13 protein-coding genes are annotated in these 12328 nt (G+C 60.8%); 8 read left to right on the forward strand and 5 right to left on the reverse strand.

All coding sequences use genetic code 11. The annotated features are described in order from the left end of the window. The first annotated feature begins 73 nt into the window (after window positions 1–73). From glyA to fdhA, 7 genes are all read left to right on the forward strand, one after another. A complete protein-coding gene (glyA, locus tag BM110_RS21695) occupies window positions 74–1327 on the forward strand; it encodes a serine hydroxymethyltransferase (RefSeq protein ID WP_071490289.1) in 1254 nt (417 codons plus the stop codon). 22 nt (window positions 1328–1349) lie between these two features. Continuing rightward, on the forward strand, window positions 1350–2600 hold the full coding sequence (locus BM110_RS21700) for a sarcosine oxidase subunit beta (protein WP_044271809.1): 1251 nt from the start codon (window positions 1350–1352) through the stop codon (window positions 2598–2600). A gap of 15 nt (window positions 2601–2615) precedes the next feature. Beyond that, window positions 2616–2918 (forward strand): sarcosine oxidase subunit delta, encoded by a 303-nt coding sequence (locus BM110_RS21705; RefSeq protein ID WP_010207083.1) that lies wholly within the window; start codon window positions 2616–2618, stop codon window positions 2916–2918. Continuing rightward, window positions 2915–5932 carry a sarcosine oxidase subunit alpha gene (locus BM110_RS21710; RefSeq protein WP_093514149.1) on the forward strand — a complete coding sequence of 1006 codons (3018 nt, stop codon included), beginning with the start codon at window positions 2915–2917 and terminating at the stop codon, window positions 5930–5932. Before BM110_RS21705 ends, BM110_RS21710 begins: the two co-directional genes overlap by 4 nt. A gap of 103 nt (window positions 5933–6035) precedes the next feature. Continuing rightward, window positions 6036–6668, forward strand: coding sequence for a sarcosine oxidase subunit gamma (locus BM110_RS21715; RefSeq protein ID WP_092242174.1), 633 nt, complete (start codon window positions 6036–6038; stop codon window positions 6666–6668). A gap of 10 nt (window positions 6669–6678) precedes the next feature. Further along, complete coding sequence (gene purU / locus BM110_RS21720; RefSeq protein ID WP_005792124.1) at window positions 6679–7536, forward strand: formyltetrahydrofolate deformylase; 858 nt, start codon at window positions 6679–6681, stop codon at window positions 7534–7536. 180 nt (window positions 7537–7716) lie between these two features. Next, a complete protein-coding gene (gene fdhA / locus BM110_RS21725; RefSeq protein ID WP_016972852.1) occupies window positions 7717–8916 on the forward strand; it encodes a formaldehyde dehydrogenase, glutathione-independent in 1200 nt (399 codons plus the stop codon). A 46-nt stretch (window positions 8917–8962) separates the two neighbouring features. Here the strand turns inward: fdhA and BM110_RS21730 are convergent, their stop codons facing one another. From BM110_RS21730 to BM110_RS21745, 5 genes are all read right to left on the reverse strand, one after another. Beyond that, window positions 8963–9346: a hypothetical protein gene (locus BM110_RS21730; protein WP_078050475.1), complete on the reverse strand. Its 384-nt coding sequence runs from the start codon at window positions 9344–9346 to the stop codon at window positions 8963–8965. Between the two features lie 158 nt (window positions 9347–9504). Further along, complete coding sequence (locus BM110_RS21735; RefSeq protein ID WP_092242177.1) at window positions 9505–9909, reverse strand: DUF3757 domain-containing protein; 405 nt, start codon at window positions 9907–9909, stop codon at window positions 9505–9507. A gap of 224 nt (window positions 9910–10133) precedes the next feature. Then, window positions 10134–10316, reverse strand: coding sequence for a hypothetical protein (locus BM110_RS29920; RefSeq protein WP_256575449.1), 183 nt, complete (start codon window positions 10314–10316; stop codon window positions 10134–10136). A 206-nt stretch (window positions 10317–10522) separates the two neighbouring features. Next, window positions 10523–10678, reverse strand: coding sequence for a hypothetical protein (locus tag BM110_RS29635; protein WP_170856043.1), 156 nt, complete (start codon window positions 10676–10678; stop codon window positions 10523–10525). 396 nt (window positions 10679–11074) lie between these two features. Beyond that, complete coding sequence (locus BM110_RS21745) at window positions 11075–11533, reverse strand: anti-sigma factor (protein ID WP_092242184.1); 459 nt, start codon at window positions 11531–11533, stop codon at window positions 11075–11077. A gap of 135 nt (window positions 11534–11668) precedes the next feature. On the opposite strand from BM110_RS21745, the gene BM110_RS21750 reads away from it, so the two are divergent. Further along, window positions 11669–12241 (forward strand): DUF2780 domain-containing protein, encoded by a 573-nt coding sequence (locus BM110_RS21750; protein ID WP_092242187.1) that lies wholly within the window; start codon window positions 11669–11671, stop codon window positions 12239–12241. Window positions 12242–12328 lie beyond the last annotated feature (87 nt).

The following is a 12328-nucleotide window of genomic DNA, read 5'->3' on the forward strand; positions in this document are numbered from 1 at the left end:
CTGCGCCAGCCCTACCATCGCATCAAAGGGCCCTGCACGGGCCTCAACAATACGAAAGGCTGGGAGAGACGCGATGTTCAGCAAACAAGACCAGATCCAGGGATATGACGACGCACTGCTGGCGGCCATGAATGCCGAGGAGCAGCGCCAGGAAGATCATATCGAGTTGATCGCGTCAGAGAACTACACCAGCAAACGCGTGATGCAAGCCCAAGGCAGCGGCCTCACCAACAAATACGCCGAAGGCTACCCAGGCAAGCGCTACTACGGTGGCTGCGAGCATGTGGACAAAGTTGAAGCCCTGGCCATCGAGCGCGCCAAGCAGCTGTTCGGCGCCGATTACGCCAACGTGCAGCCACACTCCGGTTCGTCCGCCAACAGCGCCGTGTACCTGGCCCTGCTGAACGCCGGCGACACCATCCTGGGCATGAGCCTGGCCCACGGCGGTCACCTGACCCACGGCGCCAAGGTGTCGTCCTCGGGCAAGCTGTACAACGCGGTGCAATACGGGATCAACACCGACACCGGCCTGATCGATTACGACGAAGTCGAGCGCCTGGCGGTGGAGCACAAGCCGAAAATGGTCGTGGCCGGTTTCTCCGCCTACTCCAAGACCCTGGATTTCCCACGCTTCCGTCAGATCGCGGACAAAGTGGGGGCGCTGCTGTTCGTCGACATGGCCCACGTCGCCGGCCTGGTTGCCGCCGGCCTGTACCCGAACCCGCTGCCCTACGCCGACGTGGTCACCACCACCACCCACAAGACCCTGCGCGGTCCTCGTGGCGGCCTGATCCTGGCCAGGTCCAACGAAGAGATCGAAAAGAAACTCAACGCCGCCGTATTCCCCGGCGCCCAGGGCGGCCCGCTGATGCACGTCATCGCCGGCAAGGCCGTGTGCTTCAAGGAGGCGCTGGAGCCAGGCTTCAAGGCTTACCAGCAGCAAGTGATCGACAACGCTCAGGCCATGGCCAGCGTGTTTATCAAACGCGGCTACGATGTAGTGTCCGGCGGCACCGATAACCACCTGTTCCTGGTCAGCCTGATCCGTCAGGGCCTCACCGGCAAAGAGGCGGACGCCGCCCTCGGTCGCGCTCACATCACCGTCAACAAGAACGCCGTGCCGAATGACCCGCAGTCGCCGTTCGTGACCTCGGGCCTGCGCATCGGCACCCCGGCGGTGACCACGCGTGGTTTCAAAGTGCCGCAGTGCATCGAACTGGCCGGCTGGATCTGCGACATCCTCGACAACCTCGGCGACGCCGACGTCGAGGCCAACGTGGCCAAGCACGTGTCTGCCCTGTGCGCTGATTTCCCGGTTTATCGCTGAGCGCGGTTTTGGAGTAATGACTATGCAACGCTACTCGGGCTTCGGCCTCTTCAAGCACTCCCTCAGCCACCACGAAAACTGGCAGAAGATGTGGCGCACGCCGACCCCCAAGAAAGTCTACGACGTGGTCATCGTCGGCGGCGGCGGGCATGGTCTGGCAACCGCCTACTACCTGGCCAAAGAACACGGCATCACCAACGTGGCCGTGGTCGAGAAAGGCTGGTTGGGCGGCGGTAACACCGCGCGCAACACCACCATCGTGCGTTCCAACTACCTGTGGGACGAGTCGGCGCACCTGTACGAACACGCGATGAAGCTGTGGGAAGGCCTGTCCCAGGACCTCAATTACAACGTGATGTTCTCCCAGCGTGGCGTGTACAACCTGTGCCACACCTTGCAGGACATCCGTGATTCCGAGCGCCGTGTGAGCGCCAACCGCCTCAATGGGGTGGACGGCGAATTGCTCAATGCCAGGCAAGTGGCCGACGAGATCCCGTACCTCGACTGCTCGAAAAACACCCGCTACCCGGTGCTCGGCGCCACCGTGCAACGGCGCGGCGGCGTGGCCCGTCACGATGCCGTGGCCTGGGGCTTTGCCCGTGCCGCCGACGCATTGGGTGTGGACCTGATCCAGCAGACCGAAGTGATCGGCTTTCGCAAGGAAAACGGCGTGTGCATCGGCGTGGAAACCAACAAGGGCTTCATCGGCGCCAAGCGCGTCGGTGTAGTCACTGCCGGTAATTCCGGGCACATGGCTTCGCTCGCCGGGTTCCGCCTGCCGATCGAATCCCACCCGCTGCAAGCGCTGGTGTCGGAGCCGATCAAGCCGATTATCGACAGCGTGATCATGTCCAACGCCGTACACGGCTACATCAGCCAGTCCGACAAGGGCGACCTGGTGATCGGCGCCGGTATCGACGGCTACAACGGCTACGGCCAGCGCGGCTCGTACCCGGTGATCGAACACACCATCCAGGCCATCGTCGAGATGTTCCCGGTGCTGTCCCGCGTGCGCATGAACCGTCAGTGGGGCGGTATCGTCGACACCACGCCGGATGCGTGCCCGATCATCTCCAAGACTCCGGTGCCGAACATGTTCTTCAACTGCGGTTGGGGCACCGGTGGCTTCAAGGCCACGCCGGGCTCAGGCAACGTGTTTGCCGCCAGCCTGGCCAAGGGTGAAATGCACCCATTGGCGGCACCTTTTTCCATCGACCGTTTCCACAACGGTGCGTTGATCGACGAACACGGCGCTGCGGCCGTCGCCCACTAACAGGAGAAATTCCCTATGTTGCATATCTTCTGTCCTCACTGTGGCGAACTGCGCTCCGAAGAGGAATTCCACGCATCCGGCCAGGCGCATATCCCGCGCCCGCTGGACCCGAATGCCTGCACCGATGAAGAGTGGGGCGACTATATGTTCTTCCGCGACAACCCGCGCGGCCTGCACCACGAACTGTGGATCCACGCTGCCGGTTGCCGCCAGTACTTCAACGCGACCCGCGACACCCTGACCTACGAAATTCTTGAAACCTACAAGATCGGTGAGAAGCCACAATTCACCGCCAAGGCCTCTGGAGAGAAGGTATGAGCCAGACCAATCGCCTGTCCAACGGTGGCCGGATCGACCGTAATAAAGTCCTGACGTTTACTTTCAACGGCCAGACCTACAAAGGCTTTGAAGGCGACACATTGGCCGCAGCCCTGCTGGCCAACGGCGTCGACATCATCGGCCGCAGCTTCAAGTACTCGCGCCCTCGCGGCATCTTTGCCGCCGGCGCCGAAGAGCCGAACGCGGTGCTGCAGATCGGTGCCACCGAAGCCACCCAGATTCCCAACGTGCGCGCCACGCAACAGGCGCTGTACCAAGGCCTGGTCGCCACCAGCACCAACGGCTGGCCGAACGTCAACAATGACGTGATGGGCATCCTCGGCAAGGTCGGCGGCAAGCTGATGCCGCCGGGTTTCTACTACAAAACCTTCATGTACCCGCAATCGTTCTGGATGACCTACGAGAAGTACATTCGTAAGGCCGCCGGCCTCGGCCGCTCGCCGACCGAGAATGACCCGGACACCTACGACAACTTCAACCGTCACTGTGACGTGCTGGTCGTCGGCGCCGGCCCTGCGGGCCTGGCTGCCGCACTGGCCGCCGCCCGCAGCGGTGCCCGCGTGATCCTCGCCGACGAGCAGGAAGAGTTCGGTGGTTCGCTGCTGGATTCGCGTGAAAGCCTCGACGGCAAGCCGGCTGCGGAATGGGTTGCCAGCGTCATCGCTGAACTCAAGGCCCTGCCGGACGTGGTGCTGTTGCCCCGCGCCACCGTCAACGGCTACCACGACCATAACTTCCTGACCATTCACGAGCGCCTCACCGATCACCTCGGTGACCGTGCGCCGATTGGCGTGGTGCGTCAGCGTATCCACCGTGTGCGTGCCAAGCGCGTGGTGCTGGCGACCGGCGCGTGCGAGCGTCCGCTGGTGTACGGCAACAACGACGTGCCGGGCAACATGCTGGCCGGTGCGGTCTCCACCTACGTGCGTCGCTACGGCGTGGCACCGGGCAAGAAGCTGGTGCTGTCGACCAACAACGACCACGCCTACCGCGTTGCCCTGGACTGGCTCGATGCCGGCCTGCAAGTGGTGGCCGTGGCCGATGTTCGCCACAACCCACGCGGTGCGCTGGTGGAAGAAGCCCGCGCCAAAGGCATTCGTATCCTCACCGGCAGCGCCGTGATCGAAGCCCGTGGCAGCAAGCACGTGACCGCCGCCCGCGTGGCTGCGATCGATGTGAAAGCGCATAAAGTCACCAGCCCAGGCGAATGGCTGGAGTGCGACCTGGTAGCCAGCTCCGGCGGCTACAGCCCGGTAGTTCACCTGGCTTCGCACCTGGGCGGCAAGCCGACCTGGCGTGAAGATATCCTCGGGTTTGTACCCGGCGAAGCGCCGCAGAAACGCGTGTGTGTCGGTGGGATCAACGGGGTCTACGGCCTTAGCGACTCCCTGGCGGATGGTTTTGAAGGCGGCGTGCGCGCGGCCAGCGAAGCCGGTTTCGCGCCGGTGGAAGGCACCTTGCCCAAAGCGCTGAGCCGCCTGGAAGAGCCGACTTTGGCGGTTTACCAAGTACCGCACGACAAGCCGACTGCACGGGCGCCGAAGCAATTCGTCGACCTGCAGAACGACGTGACCGCCGCCGCCATCGAACTCGCCACTCGCGAAGGTTTCGAGTCGGTCGAGCACGTCAAGCGCTACACCGCGCTGGGCTTCGGCACCGACCAGGGCAAACTGGGCAACGTCAACGGCCTGGCCATTGCCGCCCGCTCGCTGAACGTGACCATCCCGCAAATGGGCACCACCATGTTCCGTCCCAACTACACGCCGGTGACTTTCGGCGCCGTAGCGGGCCGTCACTGTGGGCACATCTTCGAACCGGTGCGCTACACCGCGTTGCACGCCTGGCACGTGAAGAACGGTGCCGAGTTTGAAGACGTCGGCCAGTGGAAGCGCCCTTGGTACTTCCCGCGCAACGGTGAAGACCTGCACGCCGCCGTCAAACGCGAATGCCTGGCCGTGCGTGACAGCGTCGGCCTGCTGGATGCGTCCACCCTCGGCAAGATCGACATCCAGGGCCCCGACGCGCGGGAGTTCCTCAACCGCATCTACACCAACGCCTGGACCAAGCTCGACGTGGGCAAGGCGCGCTATGGCCTGATGTGCAAGGAAGATGGCATGGTCTTCGACGACGGCGTGACTGCCTGCCTCGCCGACAACCACTTCCTGATGACCACCACCACCGGCGGCGCTGCCCGTGTGCTGCAATGGCTGGAAATCTACCAACAGACCGAGTGGCCAGACCTCAAGGTGTATTTCACCTCGGTCACCGACCACTGGGCGACCATGACCCTGTCCGGCCCCAACAGCCGCAAGCTGCTGGCGGAAGTCACCGACATCGACCTGGACAAGGACGGGTTCCCGTTCATGACCTGGAAAGAAGGCCTGGTCGGCGGCGTACCGGCGCGGGTGTTCCGCATTTCGTTTACCGGTGAGCTGTCGTACGAAGTCAACGTGCAGGCCGACTACGCCATGGGTGTGTTGGAAAAAATCGTCGACGCCGGCAAAAAGTACAACCTGACCCCGTACGGCACCGAGACCATGCACGTATTGCGGGCCGAGAAGGGCTTCATCATTGTCGGCCAGGACACTGACGGCTCGATGACCCCGGATGACCTGAACATGGGGTGGTGCGTGGGCCGTACCAAGCCGTTCTCGTGGATCGGCTGGCGTGGCATGAACCGTGAAGACTGTGTGCGTGAAGAACGCAAGCAACTGGTGGGCTTGAAGCCAGTCGATCCGAAGGTGTGGCTGCCGGAAGGCGCGCAACTGGTGTTTGATCCGAAGCAATCGATCCCGATGAAGATGGTCGGCCACGTCACCTCCAGCTACGCCCACAACTCCCTCGGCTATTCGTTTGCGCTGGGTGTGGTCAAGGGCGGCTTGAAGCGTATCGGCGAGCGGGTGTTCTCACCGCAGGCCGATGGCAGCGTGATCGAGGCGGAGATTGTTTCTTCGGTGTTCTTCGACCCCAAAGGCGATCGCCAGAACATCTGACAGGCCAAGCCCCTCCCTCAAGTTGAAATGCATTCCCCTGTGGGAGGGGGCTTGCCCCCGATGAGGTCAGCAGCCTCACAATAGAATTCAGAACAGGTGCTTTATGACAGCAGCCAATGTTTACCAACAACGCCCCACCTCCGGCGCCAAGGCCGAGTCGTCGCTGCATCACGCCGACCTCGCCAGCCTGGTCGGCAAGGGCCGCAAGAACGCCGGCGTGACCGTGCGTGAAAAGAAACTCCTGGGCCATCTGACGATTCGTGGCGACGGCCATGACGCAGCTTTCGCCGCCGGCGTGCACAAAGCCATCGGCATCGAGTTGCCCGGCGCGCTGCAAGTGATCGTCAAGGGCGAAACCAGCCTGCAATGGCTCGGCCCGGATGAGTGGTTGCTGATCGTGCCGAGCGGTGAAGAATTCGCCGCCGAGCAAAACCTGCGCGCCGCCCTGGGCGACCTGCATATCCAGGTCGTCAATGTCAGCGGCGGTCAGCAGATCCTCGAACTCAGCGGCCCGAACGTGCGCGATGTGCTGATGAAGTCCACCAGCTACGACGTGCACCCCAACAACTTCCCGGTGGGCAAGGCAGTGGGCACGGTGTTCGCCAAGTCGCAACTGGTGATCCGCCACACGGCTGAAGACACCTGGGAGCTGGTGATCCGTCGCAGCTTCTCGGATTACTGGTGGTTGTGGTTGCAGGATGCATCGGCCGAGTTCGGCCTGAGCGTCCAAGCCTGAGGAATGAGCCATGAGCCGCGCACCCGATACATGGATTTTGACCGCCGACTGCCCCAGCGTGCTCGGCACGGTGGACGCGGTCACCCGCTACCTGTTCGAACAGGGTTGCTACGTCACCGAGCACCACTCGTTCGATGACCGGCTTTCGGGCCGGTTCTTTATCCGCGTGGAATTCCGCCAGCCCGATGGTTTTGACGAACAGGCGTTCCGCGATGGCCTGGCCACCCGCGGTGAAGCCTTCGGCATGATCTTCGAGCTGACGGCGCCGAACTACCGGCCAAAAGTGGTGATCATGGTCTCCAAGGCCGATCACTGCCTCAACGACCTGCTGTATCGCCAGCGCATCGGCCAACTGTCGATGGACGTGGTCGCGGTGGTGTCCAACCACCCCGATCTGAAACCCTTGGCCGACTGGCACCAGATTCCCTACTACCATTTCCCCCTCGACCCCAACGACAAACCGTCCCAGGAGCGTCAGGTGTGGCAGGTGGTGGAAGACACTGGCGCCGAATTGGTGATCCTTGCGCGCTACATGCAAGTGCTGTCGCCGGAGCTGTGCCGCAAGCTCGATGGCAAGGCCATCAACATTCACCACTCGTTGCTGCCGGGGTTCAAGGGCGCCAAGCCGTATCACCAGGCGTATAACAAGGGCGTGAAGCTGGTAGGCGCCACGGCGCATTACATCAACAACGACCTGGACGAAGGCCCGATCATCGCCCAGGGCGTGGAGGTGGTGGACCACAGCCACTATCCCGAGGACTTGATTGCCAAGGGGCGGGATATCGAAGGGCTGACGTTGGCCCGGGCGGTGGGGTATCACATTGAGCGGCGGGTGTTTTTGAACGCCAATCGGACGGTGGTGCTCTGACTGACGCCATCGGGGGCAAGCCACCTCCCACCTTTGGAATGCGGTCGAATGTGGGAGCGGGCTTGCCCCCGATGAGGCCCTCACTAACAACGCAAGAACAGCATCTGTACCCGAGCACTTAAACGCGCTGCCCACCCAACGGGCAACGCAGTTCCATAAAAACAACAGCGAGGTGAAAGCATGTCTGGTAATCGTGGTGTCGTGTATCTCGGCAACGGCAAGGTCGAAGTACAGAAAATCGACTATCCCAAAATGCAGGACCCCCGTGGCAGGAAGATCGAGCATGGCGTCATCCTGCGCGTGGTCTCCACCAACATCTGCGGCTCCGACCAACACATGGTGCGCGGCCGCACCACTGCCCAGACCGGCCTGGTGCTCGGTCATGAAATTACCGGTGAAGTGATCGAGAAGGGCAGCGACGTCGAGAACCTGAAGATCGGCGATCTGGTCTCGGTGCCTTTCAACGTGGCGTGCGGGCGTTGCCGCTCGTGCAAAGAGCAACACACCGGTGTGTGCCTGACCGTCAACCCGGCCCGTGCCGGTGGCGCCTATGGCTATGTTGACATGGGCGACTGGACCGGCGGCCAGGCCGAATATGTGCTGGTGCCTTACGCCGACTTCAACCTGCTCAAATTGCCGGACCGCGACAAGGCCATGGAGAAGATCCGCGACCTGACCTGTCTATCCGACATTCTGCCCACCGGCTACCACGGTGCAGTCACCGCCGGCGTTGGCCCAGGCAGTACCGTGTACATCGCGGGTGCCGGTCCTGTGGGCCTGGCGGCTGCCGCCTCCGCCCGCCTGCTGGGCGCCGCAGTGGTGATCATCGGCGACGTCAACCCGGTCCGCCTGGCTCACGCCAAGGCTCAGGGCTTCGAGATTGCCGACCTGTCCAAGGACACCCCGTTGCACGAACAGATCGCCGCACTGCTGGGTGAGCCGGAAGTGGACTGCGCCGTCGATGCCGTGGGCTTTGAAGCCCGTGGTCATGGTCATGAAGGGGTCAAGGCCGAAGCGCCGGCCACCGTACTCAACTCGCTGATGGGCGTGGTGCGCGTGGCGGGCAAGATCGGTATCCCTGGCCTGTACGTCACCGAAGATCCGGGTGCCGTGGACGCCGCCGCAAAAATGGGCAGCCTGAGCATTCGCTTTGGTCTGGGCTGGGCTAAATCCCACAGCTTCCACACCGGGCAGACGCCGGTGATGAAGTACAACCGCCAGCTGATGCAGGCGATCATGTGGGACCGTATCAACATTGCTGAAATCGTCGGTGTGCAGGTGATCAGCCTGGATGACGCACCGCGCGGCTATGGCGAGTTCGATGCGGGCGTGCCGAAGAAGTTTGTGATTGATCCGCATAAGTTGTTCAGTGCGGCATAAAGAGCAGGGCAAATAATAAGGGCGACCCCAGGGTCGCCCTTATTATTTATTGTGAGTTGAGCCGCAGGTAGGGAGTGGCTGTTACACCCTCTTCAACGACAGTCTTTCCGCCATAGTCACAACGTAGCCTTCCCTCTGTCTGGGTGATGGTCTCTGCCTTGAGTGCGTACCTGGGGGCTAGATAATCGTCATCTGTTCCGGCTGTCTGGCCCTTCCATGTCCTGCCCCTGGTGTGGGCCGAGTATTCATATCCTTCGCCGTAGGGCGGTGGCAGGTCAGGGTCCGTGTAGGGTTTGGAGTGGATGTCGCTGACGGCTGGGCATTGGCCGATGTCGATGGCCTGGCCCGACGAAGCCTGGTGTGGCCTGCGAAAATCGAGAAGGTTGAGTGCGGTAGCGGCAGCAAAAATATTGGGTATCAATCCGATCATCTCGTCACAGTTCCTTTGTTTGTGGCTGAACCTTCGCGTCGAAAATCGTGAGAAGGCTGCCTTGGGTGGGCCGTGCCGGGCCTACAGTTCCGCAAGCACGTCGGCGGCTGGCTGAGGATTTGTGAACGTGAACGGTCGGAATGATTCGGATGACGTTTTTACTGATGCGTAAATGAACACTTGGAAATTGCCAGGGCTTCGCAATACGTGCCTTTCCACTCGCCAATAGGAGGGATAAGGTTCCAGGCAGACACAGGTTTGAGCGTGACCGAAAAGCTCGCGTCGTTATTCATGGGGCCCTTATAGGTGCAGGTGACGGTTTTGTTATTTGCATCGTACCGGGCATCGTGAAAGGTCGAATCATTCAAGTACGAAGCGGCAGCCAACGGGTTTTCACCTATCCAGGCCCGTCCATCAGGTTGTGACGCCTCATAGCGGTAACCGCCATTGATCATCTCCGTTTGTTTGATGGCTTGGATCGAGGGACAGGTGGAGGTCGCTGCACCGACAGTGTGCACCAGGGCCATCGTGGCCAACATACCTGCAAGCAGTGAGCTTCTCATTACCCGCCTCCTGTGGGTTGCGGGAAGGGCGACCGCAAAGTCGCCCATATTAATTATTGCGGTGCTGTGAGTCTTAGATTAGGAACTGCAGTTTCACCATTTTTTATCAGCGTTTTGCCTCCGTAGTCACAGCGCAGCTTTCCATTCACTACATTGAACGTCTCTGCTTTGAGTTCATATTCAGGTGCCAGGTAATCATCTTTAGTGTTACCTGTTTGGCCCGTTCACTCCTTACCACCGCTCTTGGCGGTGTATTTGAAACCGTCGACGCTATTACCTTGGATGGTTTCTTGGAATGCTTCAGATTTAATGGTGCTAGTTGCCGGGCAGTCCTCGATATCAGCTGCATGAGCGCCCCCGGCCAATACACAAGCAGCCAGCATCCCTACGGCGAATTGATAATTCATATCTGATCCTTAATTGAATTGTGAGGTGAAGTCTGAATGCTAAGACGGTTTGCTAGCGTGGGGTACTGTTAGAAATGACAGTAATTTATAATTATTCGGTATGAAAAATTCGTTTTATATGGGAGTCGGTATATTTGAAGCTGCCAGAAATTGCATACGCAGGTACAGAAAGGGCGACAGGGCATCGCCCTTTTTGCGGCAATTTTTTAAGCCTGCAATCGCCGGCTGATGACATCGAGCAAATCGCAGCCGTCGCACAGCGGAATGGCGCATAGCAGGTCGAAGTCCTGGGGGACGAGGGTGTCGGTGTGCAGGGATGGGGTGGCGCTGTCGTGGCCGGTGAGCGGCATGTATCGGTTCATGTTTTGAACCCATTCAAGTAGAGGTGGGCTACACATATATTCGTCGCCAAACGAATTGGGTGGCAGCTGTACGCAGGTTGGCGAACCGGGAATGGAACCGGCAGACCCGAAGGTCTCCCGCGCACAGCCACCATGAAAGCGGCTATTGCGGACGCAAAAGGGCCTGCAAAAAAGCAGAAGCTTTTGCACCATTCACCGGGTCGCCAAACCCGTGTCGCCATGTGGACGACGGCCGAACTATAAAGCGCGATCCCTTGCCACGAGCAAGTCACCCAGGCACTGAATGTCAATGTGGGAGGGGGCTCCGATGGCGGTGGCTCAGTCAGTAAAGTTGTGACTGAACTACAGCTATCGGGAGCAAGCCCCCTCCCACATGGGTTTGTGGTGTTTGTGGAATCAGCGAGTGGCCAGTGCGCCCTGGTAGACGGTCGGCCCCGTCGGCTGTTTGCTGATGGAACCACCCTTGGTCTCCGAACTCACCATCAACTCCACCGGCTTGCGGATGCTTTTCTGCTGGCGCGGGTTGAGTCCGATAATGCCTTTGCCATCTTCCGGCAACAGCCCCAGGGAAACCGGCGTGCTGCCTTCTGGAATGGCCCATAGTTCCAGGCTGCGGTCCGGCTCCGGGGCCGCCGTGGCGATCGGTTCAACTTCGAGGTAATCCTTGTGCGCAATGATTTGAGCGGCCGGCTGCTGGGCCGTGGTCACCAGGGTGGCGGCGGACTTGACGTTATCCTGGGTGTAGAGCGCGCCACCGAGGCCGGCGACGATGGCCATGCAGGCGCCGATAAACACACGTGGGCGGCTCCAGAATGGGGACGTTGGCTCAATCACTTGGGGGCGTGTGGCGCTCATATGGCTATTCCTGGCTGTGTTGAAGTCATTTCATGGACTCTGGTATTCCCCTTGGGTTCCTCGGCCCGCCCGGAACAATGCGTCGGATACCCAGTCAAACGCCTGCTTTCACCCCTACACCCAGAGGTTGTTTCGATGAAGATTTCACGCGGTTTCGCCCTTTCCTGCCTGATGACCCTGGCAGCCGGCCCGGTGCTTGCCGCAGGGTTCAGCCTTGGCGACGCGGCCAATGCCATTTCCGGCATGCAGGGTGGTAACAACAAGGCAGCGGCAGCAGCGCCGTCGTCCGAGACGGCCGGGTTGCTGAGCGCCCTGACCTCGCAACTGAACATCACCCCCGAGCAAGCGGTCGGCGGTACGGGCGCAATGCTGGGCCTGGCCAAGAACAAATTGAGCGGCAACGACTATTCGCAACTGGGTAATAGTGTGCCTGGCCTCGACCAACTGTCGGGGAATAATGCGTTGGGCAGCCTCGGGGCCTTGAGCGGGATGCTCGGCCAGGCTGGCGGTAGCAAGACCAGCGGCCTGGATGGCCTGCTGGGTAACGTGAAGAACACCAACGACCTGAACACCGCGTTCAGCGCCCTGGGCATGGACAGTGGCATGGTCGGCCAGTTTGCCCCGGTGATCCTGCAATACCTGGGTGGTCAGGGTGCCAGCAGCTCGGTGCTGGGCAAGCTGGCCAAGGCCTGGGGTACAGGCGGTTAATCGCCCTTTCTCCAAGGAGTGCATTTCCTGTAATTATTTCTGCGTCATTATTCATGATGAGTTGGATTATCGGCGCAATGAGTTGTA

It is taken from the genome of Pseudomonas sp. NFPP28 (assembly GCF_900115535.1).
Taxonomy (GTDB): Bacteria; Pseudomonadota; Gammaproteobacteria; order Pseudomonadales; family Pseudomonadaceae; genus Aquipseudomonas; species Aquipseudomonas extremorientalis.

Excerpts from the sequence above, each read along its gene's own strand:
- glyA (WP_071490289.1), top strand. The coding sequence starts at position 74 with ATGTTCAGCAAACAAGACCAGATCCAGGGATATGACGACGCACTGCTG.
- BM110_RS21700 (WP_044271809.1), top strand. The coding sequence starts at position 1,350 with ATGCAACGCTACTCGGGCTTCGGCCTCTTCAAGCACTCCCTCAGCCAC.
- BM110_RS21705 (WP_010207083.1), top strand. The coding sequence starts at position 2,616 with ATGTTGCATATCTTCTGTCCTCACTGTGGCGAACTGCGCTCCGAAGAG.
- BM110_RS21710 (WP_093514149.1), top strand. The coding sequence starts at position 2,915 with ATGAGCCAGACCAATCGCCTGTCCAACGGTGGCCGGATCGACCGTAAT.
- BM110_RS21715 (WP_092242174.1), top strand. The coding sequence starts at position 6,036 with ATGACAGCAGCCAATGTTTACCAACAACGCCCCACCTCCGGCGCCAAG.
- purU (WP_005792124.1), top strand. The coding sequence starts at position 6,679 with ATGAGCCGCGCACCCGATACATGGATTTTGACCGCCGACTGCCCCAGC.
- fdhA (WP_016972852.1), top strand. The coding sequence starts at position 7,717 with ATGTCTGGTAATCGTGGTGTCGTGTATCTCGGCAACGGCAAGGTCGAA.
- BM110_RS21730 (WP_078050475.1), bottom strand. The coding sequence starts at position 9,346 with ATGATCGGATTGATACCCAATATTTTTGCTGCCGCTACCGCACTCAAC.
- BM110_RS21735 (WP_092242177.1), bottom strand. The coding sequence starts at position 9,909 with ATGAGAAGCTCACTGCTTGCAGGTATGTTGGCCACGATGGCCCTGGTG.
- BM110_RS29920 (WP_256575449.1), bottom strand. The coding sequence starts at position 10,316 with ATGAATTATCAATTCGCCGTAGGGATGCTGGCTGCTTGTGTATTGGCC.
- BM110_RS29635 (WP_170856043.1), bottom strand. The coding sequence starts at position 10,678 with ATGAACCGATACATGCCGCTCACCGGCCACGACAGCGCCACCCCATCC.
- BM110_RS21745 (WP_092242184.1), bottom strand. The coding sequence starts at position 11,533 with ATGAGCGCCACACGCCCCCAAGTGATTGAGCCAACGTCCCCATTCTGG.
- BM110_RS21750 (WP_092242187.1), top strand. The coding sequence starts at position 11,669 with ATGAAGATTTCACGCGGTTTCGCCCTTTCCTGCCTGATGACCCTGGCA.